General features: G+C 42.5%; 18 protein-coding genes. 5 read left to right on the top strand and 13 right to left on the bottom strand.

All coding sequences use genetic code 11. From position 1 onward, the window contains the following. The first annotated feature begins 53 nt into the window (after positions 1-53). The 3 genes from QT327_RS08890 to QT327_RS08880 are packed head-to-tail and all read left to right on the top strand — an operon-like array spanning position 54 to position 2130. Entirely contained in the window at positions 54-644 is a 591-nt protein-coding gene (locus QT327_RS08890; RefSeq protein WP_013665899.1) for a TetR/AcrR family transcriptional regulator, read from the top strand. A gap of 11 nt (positions 645-655) precedes the next feature. Further along, complete coding sequence (locus QT327_RS08885) at positions 656-895, top strand: hypothetical protein (protein ID WP_130857141.1); 240 nt, start codon at positions 656-658, stop codon at positions 893-895. Positions 896-900: 5 nt separating this feature from the next. Beyond that, positions 901-2130 (top strand): MFS transporter, encoded by a 1230-nt coding sequence (locus QT327_RS08880; RefSeq protein ID WP_130857140.1) that lies wholly within the window; start codon positions 901-903, stop codon positions 2128-2130. Here QT327_RS08880 and QT327_RS08875 read toward each other — a convergent pair. Further along, complete coding sequence (locus tag QT327_RS08875) at positions 2127-2567, bottom strand: winged helix-turn-helix transcriptional regulator (RefSeq protein ID WP_130857139.1); 441 nt, start codon at positions 2565-2567, stop codon at positions 2127-2129. The genes QT327_RS08880 and QT327_RS08875 overlap by 4 nt on opposite strands. Before the next feature lie 46 nt (positions 2568-2613). Here QT327_RS08875 and QT327_RS08870 point away from each other — a divergent pair, with 46 nt between their 5' ends. After that, positions 2614-3210 carry an FMN-dependent NADH-azoreductase gene (locus QT327_RS08870; protein WP_130857138.1) on the top strand — a complete coding sequence of 199 codons (597 nt, stop codon included), beginning with the start codon at positions 2614-2616 and terminating at the stop codon, positions 3208-3210. 103 nt (positions 3211-3313) lie between these two features. On the opposite strand, the gene QT327_RS08865 is transcribed toward QT327_RS08870, so the two are convergent. The 12 genes from QT327_RS08865 to QT327_RS08810 form a co-directional block, all read right to left on the bottom strand. Next, a complete protein-coding gene (locus tag QT327_RS08865) occupies positions 3314-4099 on the bottom strand; it encodes a DUF1223 domain-containing protein (RefSeq protein WP_130857137.1) in 786 nt (261 codons plus the stop codon). Between the two features lie 100 nt (positions 4100-4199). Beyond that, positions 4200-5693: an FGGY family carbohydrate kinase gene (locus QT327_RS08860; RefSeq protein WP_130857136.1), complete on the bottom strand. Its 1494-nt coding sequence runs from the start codon at positions 5691-5693 to the stop codon at positions 4200-4202. A gap of 1 nt (position 5694) precedes the next feature. Next, positions 5695-6663 (bottom strand): ABC transporter permease, encoded by a 969-nt coding sequence (locus QT327_RS08855; protein WP_013665892.1) that lies wholly within the window; start codon positions 6661-6663, stop codon positions 5695-5697. A gap of 15 nt (positions 6664-6678) precedes the next feature. Then, positions 6679-7485 (bottom strand): ATP-binding cassette domain-containing protein, encoded by an 807-nt coding sequence (locus QT327_RS08850; RefSeq protein WP_289552619.1) that lies wholly within the window; start codon positions 7483-7485, stop codon positions 6679-6681. An 8-nt stretch (positions 7486-7493) separates the two neighbouring features. Then, a complete protein-coding gene (locus QT327_RS08845) occupies positions 7494-8183 on the bottom strand; it encodes an ATP-binding cassette domain-containing protein (RefSeq protein WP_289552617.1) in 690 nt (229 codons plus the stop codon). Further along, entirely contained in the window at positions 8167-8841 is a 675-nt protein-coding gene (locus QT327_RS08840; RefSeq protein WP_130857134.1) for a DUF2291 family protein, read from the bottom strand. Before QT327_RS08840 ends, QT327_RS08845 begins: the two co-directional genes overlap by 17 nt. Continuing rightward, complete coding sequence (locus QT327_RS08835) at positions 8822-9763, bottom strand: D-ribose ABC transporter substrate-binding protein (RefSeq protein ID WP_149105505.1); 942 nt, start codon at positions 9761-9763, stop codon at positions 8822-8824. The genes QT327_RS08840 and QT327_RS08835 overlap by 20 nt, the downstream gene beginning before the upstream one ends. A 46-nt stretch (positions 9764-9809) precedes the next feature. Next, complete coding sequence (locus tag QT327_RS08830) at positions 9810-10784, bottom strand: transketolase family protein (RefSeq protein WP_013665888.1); 975 nt, start codon at positions 10782-10784, stop codon at positions 9810-9812. A 5-nt stretch (positions 10785-10789) separates the two neighbouring features. Continuing rightward, positions 10790-11599, bottom strand: a complete 810-nt coding sequence (locus tag QT327_RS08825) for a transketolase (RefSeq protein ID WP_130857132.1) — start codon at positions 11597-11599, stop codon at positions 10790-10792. Positions 11600-11610: 11 nt separating this feature from the next. Next, positions 11611-13029, bottom strand: coding sequence for an L-fucose/L-arabinose isomerase family protein (locus QT327_RS08820; RefSeq protein ID WP_149105504.1), 1419 nt, complete (start codon positions 13027-13029; stop codon positions 11611-11613). Positions 13030-13062: 33 nt separating this feature from the next. Continuing rightward, entirely contained in the window at positions 13063-13836 is a 774-nt protein-coding gene (locus QT327_RS08815; protein ID WP_149105503.1) for a DeoR/GlpR family DNA-binding transcription regulator, read from the bottom strand. Between the two features lie 182 nt (positions 13837-14018). Beyond that, complete coding sequence (locus tag QT327_RS08810) at positions 14019-14660, bottom strand: NADPH-dependent FMN reductase (RefSeq protein ID WP_289552615.1); 642 nt, start codon at positions 14658-14660, stop codon at positions 14019-14021. A 39-nt stretch (positions 14661-14699) separates the two neighbouring features. Here QT327_RS08810 and QT327_RS08805 point away from each other — a divergent pair, with 39 nt between their 5' ends. Then, a complete protein-coding gene (locus QT327_RS08805) occupies positions 14700-15173 on the top strand; it encodes a Crp/Fnr family transcriptional regulator (protein WP_289552614.1) in 474 nt (157 codons plus the stop codon). Positions 15174-15284: the final 111 nt, after the last annotated feature.

The following is a 15284-nucleotide window of genomic DNA, read 5'->3' as shown; positions in this document are numbered from 1 at the left end:
AATTTATAAATAAATGAATATTCACTTATATTTGCAGCCATTATGTATACCACATGAGAAATAGGGATATAGAAAAAGAGCAACTGGTAAAGCAAAAAGCAATAGAACTGATCGGAAAGGGCGGATTGGATTACTTTAGTATAAATAAGCTGGCGAAGGAGTGTAAGATTTCTGTCGCTACTATTTACATCTACTATAAGGATAAAGATGATCTGATCAGCAGACTAGCGGCGGAACAGGGCGAGACAATGGCCGACGATCTTGTACGGGGCTTGGATCCGGACGCTCCTTTTGAGCAAGGCTTGAGGACACAATGGGCGAATCGCTATCGGCAAATGCTCAATAATCAGACCCTTAGCTTATTTTTCGAACAAATTAGAAGTACTTTGTATTATAACCGTTTCATGGGAGCTTTCACAGAGAAAGCCGAGCCTATTTTGGGCGCCTTCGTTCAGCATGCTGTCGATCGAGGAGACATTCCAAATCTTCCGCTGGAAGTCTATTGGTCGGTCGCCTTTGGTCCTTTATATGGGCTCGTGAAATTCCATAATGATGGTGTAAGTTTAAACGGTCGTCCCTTTACTTTAAAAGAGGAAATGCTCTGGCAAGCTTTTGAATTGGTAGTGAAGGCATTTAAAAAATAGACTTCCCAAATATGAGTGATATCATTATGCAAAAATTTGAACACGTACTTATATTCAAAACAAGCATTGAAGATAGCAACTGCAAGCATAAAGTTGCTCGAGTGCTTGATCAGCTAGGAACCATAGAAACTTGGTCGGTTGATTTAAGCGACGAAGATTATGTCTTACGGGTAGTGAGTCCTACCCTTTCCTCCGACGATATTATGGAGTTGGTACATGGATGTGGTTTTGAATGCGAAATACTAAGCTAGCACAAATGCAAACGGAAAAAAAAGCACCCTTTACACCCTACGAACGATTGGTAATCTTAATACTGGCTTTTACACAGTTCACCATTATACTCGATTTTATGGTCATGTCGCCTCTAGGCGATATGTTGATCAAAGCCATGGACATTAGAGCCAATTCCTTTGCACTGGCTGTCTCGGCCTATGCTTTTAGCGCAGGCGCATCAGGCCTTCTCACGGCAGGATTTGCTGATAAATACGATCGTAAAAAGCTACTGCTGTTTTTCTACATTGGTTTTGTCATCGGAACACTCCTTTGTGGTTTAGCCAATACACTCTTCACCTTAGTAGCCGCGCGTGTTATTACCGGTTTATTTGGCGGTGTTATTGGTGCCATTTCCATGGCTATTATTACGGACCTTTTTACCTTGGAGAAACGTGGTCGTGTCATGGGAGTTGTACAAATGGGTTTCGGTGCCAGTCAAGTGTTGGGTATTCCCATCGGCCTGTTCATAGCAAATAGGTGGGGCTGGGAAATGCCTTTCTTTATGATCTCCGTATTGGCCATACTTATCGTTATTGCCATTGCCTGCTGGCTGCGGCCGGTTACTGAACACCTTGCCTTGCAGAGCAAGGAAAACTCACTCGTGCACCTTTACCGAACAATTGCCAATGGAGATTATCGTATTGGCATGGCAGCTACGGCACTGCTGTCGATAGGTGGCTTTATGCTGATGCCCTACGCCACTGTTTTTGCAGTTAATAATCTAGGTATTTCGCACGAACAACTTCCTGTCCTTTTCATGGTTTCGGGCTGCTTTTCGCTGGTGATGATGCCTGCTTTAGGAAAATTAAGTGACCGGATTGATAAATACAAGTTATTTGCGATCGCCAGTATTGGTCTGATGTTCATGAGTATCTTTTATACGCAACTTGGCCCCACACCATTTTGGGTGGTGCTTGTCTTCAACGTGCTCATCACTACTACCGTAATAGGCCGTATGGTACCCTCTACCGCACTTGTTAGTGCCGTACCTGAGCAGAAAGATCGCGGTGCCTTTATGAGCATAAACTCTTCCTTGCAGCAGATCGCAGGTGGCGTTGGCGCCACCATCGCAGGCATGTTGGTAAGCCAGGCAGGTAAAGATAGTGTATTGGCAGGATACAATTATGTAGGAATCGTCGTTGCCTGTGTTAGTTGCATATCGTTGCTATTGCTTTATCTAGTTAAACGCATCGTGATGCGTAAAAGCAGCTAGACGCTCTTATTCGATTGCATGAGCTTTCTTTTATTTTGTATGTATTCCCTGTGCTGTTTACCCCAAATAGCTAGGGAGTTAATTACTTCTTTCAATGAATCACTGTGTGATGTCAACTCGTAGTGGATTTGCACAGGTACGGTATTCAGCACCTTTCTTTCTATAAACTCATTCAGTTCCAGCTCTCTTAATTCTTTCGAAAGTACCTTTGGCGTAATTTCACCGATTGACTTTTCGATTTCTGTAAAGCGTGTAGCCCCCTCCGTCAGCGCAATAATCACCAACAATTTCCACTTTCCATTCAGTACATATAAAGCATCTCTAACTGCCTGAATATTTTCAGTGCACGTTTGTTTAGTGTATACGTGATCTTCCATAAAACAAAGATAGCAATTGCGACTATACCAAAGGATAGCACTATCCTTTGGTATAGTCATATCTTTTTGAAAGTACCACTGCTTACTTTTGAAAAAATTTAAAACGATGAATATATTACATATTATCTCTAGTCCTAGAGGCAAGGACTCTTTCAGTATCAAACTTGGAAATGAAATTGTGACAAGGCTTTCTGCTAAGTATCCGGGCAGCAATGTAAAAGTACATAACTTAACAGAGACGCACTTTCCACATTTAGAAGAGGCGCATCTCCATGCCTTCATGACCGAGCCGTCCAAAAGGACCGAAGCACAGGCCACTGCAATCAAACATTCGGATGAGGCCATTGCCGAGCTGCAAAAAGCCGACATCATCGTTATAGGCGCTCCTATGTATAATTTTGGTATACATTCCACTTTAAAAGCTTGGCTCGACCATGTTATGCGCGCAGGTGTTACCTTCAAATACGGAGCTGAAGGGCCTGAAGGATTGCTAATAGGTAAAAAAGTCTATTTAGCCATTTCTTCCGGTGGCATATATGCTGAAGGACCGATGCGGTCTTTTGATTTTACCGAGCCCTACCTCACGAAGGCGCTCAATTTTATTGGCCTAGATGACATCACCACTTATCGTGTTGAGGGTGTTGCTATTCCTGGTATACAAGAAAATGCTTTTGAAAAGGCCGTAGATACATTAGCAATCTGAGTTATTTTTTCGAGGTTCAAAAACCCAAAAAACAAAGCCAGCTGTTTCATCAAAGAAATGGCCGGCTTTACTTTGTCATTATTTTAATGGTGTGACAATTTTTTCATTTCTCATCTAAATCAAAACGCGCTGCTTGTGAAATATGACCGTTCCGGAGGTTTTGCACAAATCCAACCAGTTCCCATCCTTTTTCATTGAAATCGTCAGGTAAATAAAATACAATCTCTTTTTTTCCATTTAAGCTTTTACGTGCTAATTTCCTTACTACCTGTACATGTGTCAGGTTTCGACCTGCATTCTCGCCAGCTTTTACACTACTGGCTGTTGATTGTTGAACAAGTGTAAGTACCAATTCGGCCTCTTCTTGGTCAGCGACACCTTGATAATGTATTACCGCCTTTTTATTTTGTATTTTGCAACTTAAACGAAGGGACGATGAAGCCTTTTGTGCTAATTGCCGTTTGATTGCATTGAATACGGCACCTGCTTCCGAGCCGATCATTTCCTCTGAGCCATTCACAATCACCTGTGGGGTATAAATAGTTTGGAGCTTCATCCAATTGGCATATTGCTTTTGCCTAAGTGAAAATTCATGATCGCTAAATCGGTCTTTCCAACCTTGATGATCCCAATAATCCACATGAAAAGCTAAAATGTATAGCTGTTTGTTTTCATTTTCCGCTTGGATTTTTTCCATCAATTCATCGGCGGGAGGGCAACTTGAACAACCTTCAGAAGTAAATAGCTCAACAACGGCAAAACCTCCTTCATTTTTGGGCGATTGTATTTTTTTTATTTCCTTTTCATACCTGAAGTCGATAAATGCGGCAGTTGTCACCAATAAAACTGCCAAGCCCGCGGCAGAAGCAATTATTTTTAATGTGTTCATAACCTATATTTTTGATATAGGTTAAAAGTAGATAATGTTAGCAACTGAGATAAGAACGAATCTCGTGAATTGGACAAAGTCAACGATGAACTAGACAAAATCAGGACTTTGTCGCATGTATAAATCGTTGCCATCCACGATAAGCTTCGGCTACCTTTGCTACTTGCGTAGTCTTCGCAATAGGATGCCGATGATAAAGAGATTGAACGCTATCCAGGTCAGGAAAAATGTTCGCCTTGAGGCCTGCCAGAAAACCGGCACCGAAAGCGGATACATTTTTATTTTCGTTCCTGATGACTTTTGCCTCCAGTAAATCACTTAAAAACTGCACAACGAAGTTATTGCTACTTGCACCTCCGTTCACCATAAGTTCTTGAATAGGAATACCCGTGTCTTGTTTCATGGCAGATAACACATCTTGTATTTGGTAGGCAATGGACTCCAACGCTGCACGCACGATATGGTTCTTATTGCTCGAAAACGTTAAACCTTCCAAAGAGGCTTTTCTGTTCATATCCCAGAAAGGAGCGCCTAAACCGCTAAAAGCGGGTATTAGGTAAACGCCATTGTTGTCAGTTACCGATGTTGCCATGTTTTCCGCCTCCGCGAAATCAGTAAGCAACCCAAGTTCCGTTTTTAACCATGCCAAAGGTGAGGCGCAGGATACGATAATACCCTCCAACGCATAGTCCACCCGATCCTCCGTACTCCAGCAGATGGTTGAAACCATTCCGGAATTAGAATTTCGGCGCTCGGTTCCTACGTTGAATAGAATCGAACAACCTGTACCTAAAGTGGCTTTGGCGGTACCCGGATAGATGCATGCCTCTCCAAAAGCGGCGGCATGCGAATCACCAATCATTGCCTGGACAGGAAGTGCTCGTTTGAACAATCCTTCAAAATGACTCGATCCGAATGCATAGGACGAAGGTTTAACCTCTGGCAATCGGATGCCCTCCAAGCCAAAAAGAGCGATTAATTCCCGATCCCAGCTCAGTGTATTTAAGTTAAATAACAAGGTACGCGAAGCATTGGTATAATCGGTAAGATAAGCCTCTCCTTTAGTTAAACGATAGAGCAACCATGTATCAACCGTCCCAAAATAAGCTTTACCCGCCTTAATAGCCTTTTGGATTTCGGGATTATTACGGTATAACCAAATCAGTTTAGTGCCTGAAAAATAAGGATCGATGAATAAACCCGTTTTATCATGTATAACATTACCTAAATCCAGACTTTGCATCTCATAACAAACATCAACCGATCGCTTACATTGCCATACCACCGCGTTGCACAAAGGTGAACCAAATTCGTCCCAAAGAAGAAAGGTTTCGCGTTGATTGGAAATGCCACAGGAAACGATCGCCGACAAAGAGGCACCGGTAGATTGATACTGCTGCAAACAAGCACGAACAGACTGTAAAACATTTTTATAAATATCTTCCGGATGCTGCTCTACAAAGCCCTCGCCAAAATAACTTGTTTTTAAGGGGATTGTTGCTTCTGCACAAATGTTCCCTTTACTGTCAAAAACAAGCGACTTCGTACCGCTAGTGCCTTGATCGATCGCTAAAATACAAGAACTTGCTGTCATGTTATTCTTCTTTATGATTTGCTTTGTCAATCATAACTGCTAAGAGGATAACTGCGCCTTTTACGACTTGTTGCCAAAAGGGCGAAACATCCATCAGTACCAAGCCATTATTCAATATACCGATTATCATCGCTCCCAGTACCGTCCCTGCGATCGTGCCCCTTCCTCCGGCGAGCGAAGTACCACCAATGACTACAGCTGCAATGGAATCCAGCTCATAACTTAAGCCGGCATTCGGTTGGGCCGAATTTAAACGCGACGTCACCATAATACCTCCTATCGCTGCTAAAATTCCAGCCAAGGTGTACACCCAAATTTTCACCCTGTTGATATTAATTCCCGATAACCTCGCAGCATTCTCATTACCGCCAATGGCATAAATGTATTTACCAAAGGCCGTTCGGTTCGTCAATATGATCGCTCCAATCACAATCAGTGCTGCAATCCAAACAAGAACGGGCACACCTAAAAACCAACCGGTACCGATATAGGCAAATTCCTTACCCAAAGAAGAAATTGGATACCCCTTGGTCCAAAGCATGGTAAAGCCCCTTGCAATAGTTAACATAGCCAAGGTCGCTACAAAAGGTGGTACTTTGAATTTCGTAATTACCAAGCCGTTAAAAGCCCCTAAGGCAGCTCCCACCAACAACCCGGATAATACGCCACCTAAAAGTGTAAATCCCACATAGAGATCATAAGAAGGCATTTCTATTCCAAACTTCAACAGACCGGCTACAACTGCGCCGCTAAAAGCTAAAATTGAACCCACGGATAGATCAATACCGGCTGTTAAAATTATCAGGGTCATTCCTACAGAAATACAAATATTAACTGAAATTTGTCGCAGCACATTCCATCCATTGGCAGGTGTAAGAAATTTATCGGAGAGGAAAGACAATATTACACACATTAGTACCAGTGCAATAAGCGATTGAAATTTGGCGATTTTGATACGCTGGTGAATCATTTTTCTCTTTTTAAATTAGATAGTTTTCGGAATGGCTGCCTTTAATATATTATCTTCATTAGCTTCCGCGGCTTGAAAAGTGGCAGTTAATCGGCCTTCGCTCATTACCATCACTCGATCTGATAGACACAGAATTTCCGGTAGTTCAGAGGAGACAACCACAATGGCCATCCCTTGTTCGGCTAAACTTAAGATCAGTTTATATATTTCGTTTTTAGCGTGGGGGTCAATACCTCGTGTGGGCTCATCTAATAACAATACACGGGGTTTAGTTACAAGGCATCGGGCTAGCACCACTTTTTGTTGATTCCCTCCGCTGAGATTTTTTGTTTGTTGGGTGGGCGAAGAACACTTGATCTTTAAGGAATCGACATAGTGCTGTGCCAGACTTAAGTCCTTTCTCTTATTGATAAAGCCGAACTCGCTCACTTCCTGCAGTCGACTGAGACTGACATTTGTTTTAATGTCAAGACCTAAAACCAAACCATTTTTCTTCCGATCTTCGGGTACTAAAACGATCCCTGCCTGTATGGCTTGCTGAGGAGATTTTAAACGAAGCGTCTGCCCGTCCATCAGAATCTCGCCGCTTTTACGGGTGTCATGCATACCGATGATAGTTTCCAGCAGTTCCGTTCTACCTGCTCCCATTAAACCGAACAGACCTAATATTTCACCCCGATGAACTTGAAAAGAAGCATGATCGACGACGAGGCGTTGTTTCGAATGGACATCATACAAACACAGATTATCAACTTTTAACACTACCTCTTCAGCCAGGGCCCTGGTTCCTACTTTCAATAATTGAATATCCCTACCCACCATTTTACTGATCAATACATCATGATCACGTTACATATATCGCCACTTTCAACCACACAACCGTCACGTAACACGATGTAAGCATCTGCTATTTTGAACAATTCATCCAATTTATGAGAGATATAGACAATCGTTTTACCTTCACTTCGAAGTCTTTCAATAATATCAAAAAGCACGTCCACTTCCTGTTCACTGATAGCCGAGGTTGGTTCATCCATAATCAAGACATCGGCATCTGTCAGTAAAGCTTTGGCAATTTCTACCACTTGTTGTTGTCCAACCTTCAAATCGCGTATGAGGCAATCCACACTAAGATCAAGTTTCAATCTTTGCAGTAGACTTTGGGTTTGCTTACGCATGGTCTTCCGATCAACAAACCCCCAAGTGTCGATAAGCTCTCTTCCCAAATAAATATTTTCGAAAATCGAAAGGTCCGGAATCAAATTAAGTTCTTGATGAATGATAGCGATGCCGCTATTCTGCGCTTCCTTTGGATTTGCAAAATGCATTTCACGCCCCTTGTATACAACCTGCCCCTCGTAGGAGGTATATACACCTGACAGTATTTTCATAAGCGTCGACTTCCCAGCTCCATTTTCACCGATAAGTGCAGTAACTTTCCCCGGCATCAACTGAAGGTTAACATTATTAAGCGCAGTTACTCCTGCAAATCTCTTGGTAATATTAACGGTCTCTAACATCTTGATCCTTTTTATCGTTAGTTTCCAATCGTTCCAGCTGTAGAGGAATAATAGTTGCTTCTGTTAGTTGCGGAGCTTTTGTGCTTAAACCAAGGGCACCTGTAAATCGAAGGCTATCGCCGGGCTTGAAGTTCTCCGAGATAGGCACTATCTCCTTACGAACTAACTCATTAATCTTTTCAGAGAGCTCATTGAACACCATCGTATTATCAAAAGAGTCTACCGCTATCAAGCCAGCTGCGTCTCTTGCTGCCGTTCCGTATATGTATTTTGTCGCTAGCTTAATGGCTGGCTTTGTGTCACTTCGGCTCCATATATAATCGGAGTCCGTTTGCACAACCACACCGGCGCCTGTCACCATAAAATAGCGAAGGTCTCCATCGCTTACTGCATGAGAATAGCTTGCAAAGGCTTGCGAAGCATTTTCCACCAGCGCCCTACGAAGCAGAGTAATATCCACAAATTCAGACTTGGCGTTAGGAATAAGCTTAAACAAGTAATTCTTAGCATAACTATCAATATTAAGATCCTTGACACTTGCCTTAACCCTCTGAAGGCTTTTGAAGTAAACAGAATGGTAAATCAAAGTGGCACCTATAAGGGCCATGAATACATATTTAAGTCCGCGCTTCATCATATTACTTAGTTTTTTTGCCATAAGCAATATATTGGTTGATATTTTCCTGCGTCACAACATCCACTGCAATCGGTAGCTTCTTACGAAATGTCCGCTCTCCTTTGAAGTAAGCATCTGCAAACTTAGCCGCTTTCTCAGCGATTACTTTAGGAAATTGCATGGCGGTAGCCTGTATACGGCCATCTGCAACTGCATGTACGGCATCTTCGGCACCGTCGAAGCCATATATTTTTATCTGATCTTGCTTTCCCGCTGCGACCGTTGCTTGATAAGCGCCCATTGCCATGGCATCATTTCCACAAAAAACACCCTTAATATCCGGATGTCCCTGTAAAATAGATTCCATTACTTCCATGGCTTTATTGCGGTCAAAATCAGCGCTCTGTTGAGCTACCATTTTCAAATTGGGGAAATTATCCACTACGCTATGGAAACCTTTGGAGCGATTCCAGGTATTGTTATCCGAAACAATACCCAATATTTCCGCATAATTCCCCCGTCGCTCCAAATCGTTGGCAAATAATTCACCCAATTGTACACAGGCCGCATAGCTATCCGATAGGATCTGTGAAGTGGCTGCAGATCGCGAGTTAATCTCCCGGTCCATGCAAAAAACCGGGATGTTGGCTTCCATTGCCTTTGTTGCATTTACGACAGAGCCTTCCGCATCCGTGGGATTAAACAAAATAGCATCAAAGCCGGCGGCTATTGCATTTTCAAAATGATCCGTTTCTAAAGCTGTATTATTTTGAGAATCGAAAATCTTAGTGGTATAACCCAAAGCTTGTGCTTTTTCCGCGGCAGATTCTGCCAAAAAGACAAACCATGGATTATTGAGCGTAGAAACTACGATCGCGATTTGCTTCTTTTGGCTATCTTTATTCCTACCACCGCAACCAAAACATAGCAGCAGCAATAAGGCCCATACTTTTAGATGGTTCATAAAATGGTTTGTGTTAGTTTATAAATGCCGATGTATAAGGTGTTTCTTATGTCATCGTGTTCAGTAGGGTTAAAGCGGCATCCGCTAAACCTACTTCTGAAATACCGTAATGATTAAAAATCTCAATTTGTGATCCGGTAACGGTATATTCATCCGGTATCCCAACAATTTTAAAAGGTTTTCGATAATCGTGTTGTAGAAGAAAAGATGCGCAGGCTTCCCCAAGTCCTCCGTTTATACTATGCTCTTCTACCGTCACAATCGCCTTTGCATTTGCTGCAAAGTATTGCAGCAATTCGGTATCTAATGGCTTTATGGTATGCATACTTACCACGGCAATATCCAAGTTCCGCTCGCTCTTCAGTTTTTGCGCGGCCATTAAAGCCGGATAAACAGTTTCCCCCGTAGCGATAAAAGCCAAATCTTGTCCCCTTCTAACAACCCTACCCTTTCCTAAAGTGAAGCTGTCAGTTGAATCCTCTGTCAGCAAAGGCATAGGTTTCTTTCCAAAACGCAGATAGATGGGCTGATCCAGGTGATAAGCTTGCAAAATAGCTTGTTCCGTTTCATAATTATCAGCCGGTGCCACAATTTTCAAGTTGTTAATGGCTCTAAGTGCTGCAAAATCGTGTAAGCTGTGGTGAGTGGAGCCCAAAGCTCCATAACTGACACCCGCACTGATACCGATGAGGCGCACCGGATTATCCGAATATGCGACATCATTTTTAATCTGTTCCAAGGCTCTTGCCGTTAGAAAGCAGGCGGGAGACACCGCAAAAGCCTTTTTACCCGTAGAAGCCAAACCTGCAGCTACCCCAACCAAATTCTGTTCAGCAATGCCGACCTCTACCATTTGGGTCGGATATTTTTTACCGAAAGGCACAAGCTTACCTGACCCCCTGGAATCGCTGGTAATCACTACGACATTGCGGTCGCCCGTTGCCAAATGCTGCAAAGTCGCAGAAAACACTTCCAAATTCGGTTTGGTAACCTGCAAATCGTCTGTTAATACATTTCCCATAATGTTTATGCACTTAGTTCCGCTACTGCTTGCGCATATTGCTCCTCATTCGGAACACCATGATGCCAGCTAATATTATGCTCCATGAAACTCACACCTTTGCCTTTCACCGTATGAGCGATAAGCATACTAGGCTTTCCTACCTCAAAAGGTACACTTTCCAATGCATCTTTTATTGCCGCTAAATCGTGGCCATCCACATGTTTAACCGCCCAACCGAAGCTTTCGAATTTCAGATCCACGGGATCGGTGTTACAAACGTCCGCTGTCGATCCGGTAATTTGTAAATTATTCTTATCTAGAATGGCACATAGATTATCAAGCTTATAGTGTGCTGCCGTCAGGGCTGCTTCCCAATTGGATCCCTCAGGCAATTCGCCATCACCCAATAAGGTAAATACCCGGTAATTTTTTTCATCCATTTTTGCTGCCAATGCAGTGCCGACACTAATCGGCAAACCGTGTCCAAGTGCCCCCGTATTTTGTTCTACGCCATTTACCTTACGGGTAGGATGTCCTATATAGTGTGATTGGTAACGGCATAGTGTATTTAAATCGCCTTCCGAAAAAAAACCTTTATCGGCCAATACTACAAATAGGGCTTCTACACAATGCCCTTTACTCTGAATATAGCGATCTCGATCAGGCGATTCAAAGTTGTCCGGACTAACATTTAACACCACGTTATACAGTACATTTAGAATATCAATGCATGATAGGCTCCCTCCCGTATGACCGGCATTTGCGCCCACTATATATTTTAAAATCTTTTGACGATACTCCTTTGACTTCGCAATTAATTCACTTACTATCATAACTTTACGATTTAATTTTCGGGACAGTGTTGATAAACTTCCCAGCCCATATAATTCCCCAAGGCTTCTTTCAAGATGCCCGCCGTGTTGGAGGCATTCATAACCACATGATGCTCAAAACCGTTACGACACACGTATTGCATCAAACGCTGTAAGTCCGGAATCTGTGCTACCGCACGATTTCCAAAAGTATTCAAAGGGTCGTCTGTAAGCGTTCCTTCTCCAATATATGCTTTGATGATGCCTTTAGGATCATCCGTACTAATACGTCCATACGTCAAAGGAGAAGCCGGCGTGCGACCGTCGAGCGCTCCATACGTATTTTCGACACCAACGGAAGTACCTAAAATGGGGGCATTGCTAATTTCAACGTCAGGCAGGAATGACTTTGCCCAATTACCACAATGGAAAAGCACACATTTATTGGCATCATCGGCATAGTTATTATTCCAGTCGACCAAAGCACTCGGCGAGCTCGAAGCCAACTGCATCGCATACATGCTTAATGTTCCCGTCACGTCCACCTCACAGGCACTTGGTAGCATGTTTTCACTCATGATGCTCATGCTGGTACATACATTACAGCCATAGTTTGTTTGAAGCGACGTCCAACACTGGATTGCTGTAGCGTCCAAATCATGTTCTACCATAAACTGATTTAATACCACATCCAGCTTGGCAATCTGTATCATTGCTTCATCAGGGGTTTTCCCTTGTGAAGCGTAAGCGTTAATTCTGTCGAGATGCTCTTTTACCGATGCATCCTCTTTAGTCAAACGATTGGCTCTACCTAAGATCTCGGATAAGTCGACGGTAATGACTGAAATACCATGGCGCTGTAAAAGCTTTTCGCTATACCGAACCGTATTGAACCCGCCAGGCCTAGCTCCCACAGCACCAATCCTTAAACGTTTCAATCCACCTACCACACGACAGACGGCTAAAAAATCAAGCACTTCCTGAGCAAAAGCGGGATCCTTTGGATGCAACACATGTTGATTCGTAAGGGTGTATTTTATTCCATATTGATATAGATTATTGCATACCGAAATCTTCCCACACCATGAATCACGTCGCCTGGCAAGGTCCAATTTGTTCAATTCATCCGGATAGGCCTGTACTAAAACAGGGACATCCAAACCAGCCAATTTTAGGGTTTCGGCCACACCACGTTCATCACCAAAATTAGGCAATACCACTAATATGCCCACTATTTCCGAAGCATGTCTCCTAAACAGTTCGGCGCATCGTTGGGCATCTTTAAAAGTTTCCACGCCTCCTAATTTTGTCTGAAATTCGTCCAGCACGACGTAATTTATGTGCAACCTTTCGAGCTGTTCCATAATCTCAAGGCGTGCTTCCGAAACCAATTTATCCGGAAAAAAATCGCGGTTTCCGATAATAACGCCTAAAGTCCCCTTATTATTCATATCGAATGTTTATATGTTAGTTTAGTTTATGCTTTAAGCAAGTAGAATTTCGATATCATTTTCTTCAAACACATTCTTGTCACGCTCATTGATATCAGAGTCTGTAATGACATAATCCACTAAGGATAATGCACCAAGGCTGGCAAAAGAGCTTTTTCCGATTTTTGTTGAATCTGCCACCAAATACGTTATTTCCGCGGCATCAATCATTGCTTTTTTCACTACAATATCGCTGATACTGGGATAGGTCAAACCAGCCTTCAACGAGAGTCCGGCTGTAGCAAGAAAAAGTTTCTGCACATAAATACCCTGAAAAAAATCAGCCGCCTTTTGTCCGGTAAGCGACAAGGTAGGTGGTTTAAATTCACCTCCTGTAACAATTAAGTCAATACCCGGTTCGGTCCCGAGCATCATGGCTATGTTCAGGGCATTGGTAATAACGGTAAGGTTCTTAAAACCCTTCAACTTCTTGGCAATTTCCGTTGTGGTTGAACCGGAATCAAGAATAATGCTGTCACCACTCTCAATATATTCAATACATTTACTCGCTATCTTTTCCTTTTTATCTAGGTTGTCTTGGTTACTAAGTGATAAGGTTCTTACTTTATCTTCTATATTTTTCAAATAAGCCCCTCCATGTTCCCGAACCAGAGCGCCCTCTTTTTCAAGCTTCTCCAAATCCTGCCGAATCGTAACTTCGGTTACTTTGAAGATTTTTGCCAGATTAATCACTTTGGCAAAACCGTCTTCCTTAAGCAACTCGATTATCTTTTCCCTTCGTTGGTTAGGCATTACCGTTTCTGACATATGCTTTCGTTTATTTTTGTTTTATTTTCGAAATCAAAAATAAACAAAGATTATAAAAAATCATAATAAAAATTGAAAGGCTTTTATTTTCGAAAACGAAAGATTGCTTGAGTTGTAGGCTTTCAGTTATAGGTTATAGGTCATGGCCAATACTAGTGCAGCAATTGGACAACTACACTTCATTAATAACAATAAAACCTTGCCTGCTTGTAGCAAGCAAAGTTTATCTTACCTTGTAATAAGCGATTTATGTTTTCCGCTTCCTTAGTTATGCATTCTTTTTTTGCTTCGATAAACCACAGCAATTCGCTCACGAAAGTATGCGCTCTTTTATCTGTTTGCGCTTTGTCCAACGGTTCACCCTGTTCATTAAAAGCTTCCTGCACTTTGGCAACCGGAAACATAGCTGGTACAAGTATGGAGCCGATCTTCCATAGACTGAACACCAGGGATGTCATGACCTGTGCACCGCCGAAATTACCGGCCGATGCCGTAGCTAGCGCAATAGGTTTTTTACGCCATTCATCATATAGCAGATCGATTACGTTCTTTAGACTAGCCGGATATCCTCCATTATACTCCGGAGTAACCAGCAAAACGCCCTCTGCTTCCCTTATTTTTGCTGCAAAATCCAAAATCTTTTCGGACGGATTCTTTAAGAAGCGTAAACGCTCTTCAAACAGCGGAAAATCATAAATATCAAGATCGACCATCTCTACATCTGCCAACTGATTGCTTTCGATATAATTTTTAAAATAGAGGGCAACCCGGTGACTATTTCGACCTTGTCTGATACTGGCTGAGAGGAGAACAATTTTTGCCATGGCTTTTTTCGATGATGTATAAAATTACTAAATTGGCACATGCAAGCTTTCGAAAATTATCTCAAACGCCATACGCCTCTAACAGGAGAACAAATTAGCGTTTTGAAGCAGGAATTAAAAGAAAAAACCTATCAAAAAGGAAAAATTCTTTTAAGGGAAGGGGAATCAACAGGCCTTGGCTATTTTGTATGCAGTGGATTGCTTCGGGCCTACACGCTCGACAGCCAGGGCAAGGAACATACGATCCAATTTGCTCCTGAAGATTGGTGGCTTGGTGATCGCAATAGTTTTTATTTTCATGAGCCGGCAGCATTCAACATTGATGTGTTGGAAGAGACACAGGTAGTGATTGTTACCAAAAATTTCAATCACCGACCCTCCTCCCTGCCGTTCACCTCCGTACCTCAAAAAACAACCGCATCCCTTCGTTTGCGGAGTGCCCGCCTCCCGAACGGGATGGCAAAGGTACGAATTTCCCCCGTTCCCCCAAATGTTTCGCGCCCCGGACAATAGCTTTTTTTTACAACAAACTGGAAATCAAACCGTTTTTTTTTCCTCCCACACACAGGCAACACTAATCTACCTATTTTATTACTTATGCATACTTAACTACGCAGCCATCCC

The sequence above is a fragment of the Olivibacter sp. 47 genome (assembly GCF_030372825.1).
Lineage (GTDB): Bacteria > Bacteroidota > Bacteroidia > Sphingobacteriales > Sphingobacteriaceae > Olivibacter > Olivibacter oleidegradans.
Note: the sequence above shows the minus strand (reverse complement) of the source record. Positions and strands in the feature narration are given on the sequence as shown.

Bases quoted from the DNA above. Each gene is read 5' to 3' on its own strand.
- QT327_RS08855 (WP_013665892.1), bottom strand. From the start codon at position 6,663: ATGATTCACCAGCGTATCAAAATCGCCAAATTTCAATCGCTTATTGCA.
- QT327_RS08870 (WP_130857138.1), top strand. From the start codon at position 2,614: ATGAATATATTACATATTATCTCTAGTCCTAGAGGCAAGGACTCTTTC.
- QT327_RS08860 (WP_130857136.1), bottom strand. From the start codon at position 5,693: ATGACAGCAAGTTCTTGTATTTTAGCGATCGATCAAGGCACTAGCGGT.
- QT327_RS08830 (WP_013665888.1), bottom strand. From the start codon at position 10,784: ATGGGAAATGTATTAACAGACGATTTGCAGGTTACCAAACCGAATTTG.
- QT327_RS08880 (WP_130857140.1), top strand. From the start codon at position 901: ATGCAAACGGAAAAAAAAGCACCCTTTACACCCTACGAACGATTGGTA.
- QT327_RS08805 (WP_289552614.1), top strand. From the start codon at position 14,700: ATGCAAGCTTTCGAAAATTATCTCAAACGCCATACGCCTCTAACAGGA.
- QT327_RS08810 (WP_289552615.1), bottom strand. From the start codon at position 14,660: ATGGCAAAAATTGTTCTCCTCTCAGCCAGTATCAGACAAGGTCGAAAT.
- QT327_RS08885 (WP_130857141.1), top strand. From the start codon at position 656: ATGAGTGATATCATTATGCAAAAATTTGAACACGTACTTATATTCAAA.
- QT327_RS08850 (WP_289552619.1), bottom strand. From the start codon at position 7,485: ATGGTGGGTAGGGATATTCAATTATTGAAAGTAGGAACCAGGGCCCTG.
- QT327_RS08840 (WP_130857134.1), bottom strand. From the start codon at position 8,841: ATGGCAAAAAAACTAAGTAATATGATGAAGCGCGGACTTAAATATGTA.
- QT327_RS08890 (WP_013665899.1), top strand. From the start codon at position 54: ATGAGAAATAGGGATATAGAAAAAGAGCAACTGGTAAAGCAAAAAGCA.
- QT327_RS08865 (WP_130857137.1), bottom strand. From the start codon at position 4,099: ATGAACACATTAAAAATAATTGCTTCTGCCGCGGGCTTGGCAGTTTTA.
- QT327_RS08815 (WP_149105503.1), bottom strand. From the start codon at position 13,836: ATGTCAGAAACGGTAATGCCTAACCAACGAAGGGAAAAGATAATCGAG.
- QT327_RS08835 (WP_149105505.1), bottom strand. From the start codon at position 9,763: ATGAACCATCTAAAAGTATGGGCCTTATTGCTGCTGCTATGTTTTGGT.
- QT327_RS08820 (WP_149105504.1), bottom strand. From the start codon at position 13,029: ATGAATAATAAGGGGACTTTAGGCGTTATTATCGGAAACCGCGATTTT.
- QT327_RS08845 (WP_289552617.1), bottom strand. From the start codon at position 8,183: ATGTTAGAGACCGTTAATATTACCAAGAGATTTGCAGGAGTAACTGCG.
- QT327_RS08825 (WP_130857132.1), bottom strand. From the start codon at position 11,599: ATGATAGTAAGTGAATTAATTGCGAAGTCAAAGGAGTATCGTCAAAAG.
- QT327_RS08875 (WP_130857139.1), bottom strand. From the start codon at position 2,567: ATGACTATACCAAAGGATAGTGCTATCCTTTGGTATAGTCGCAATTGC.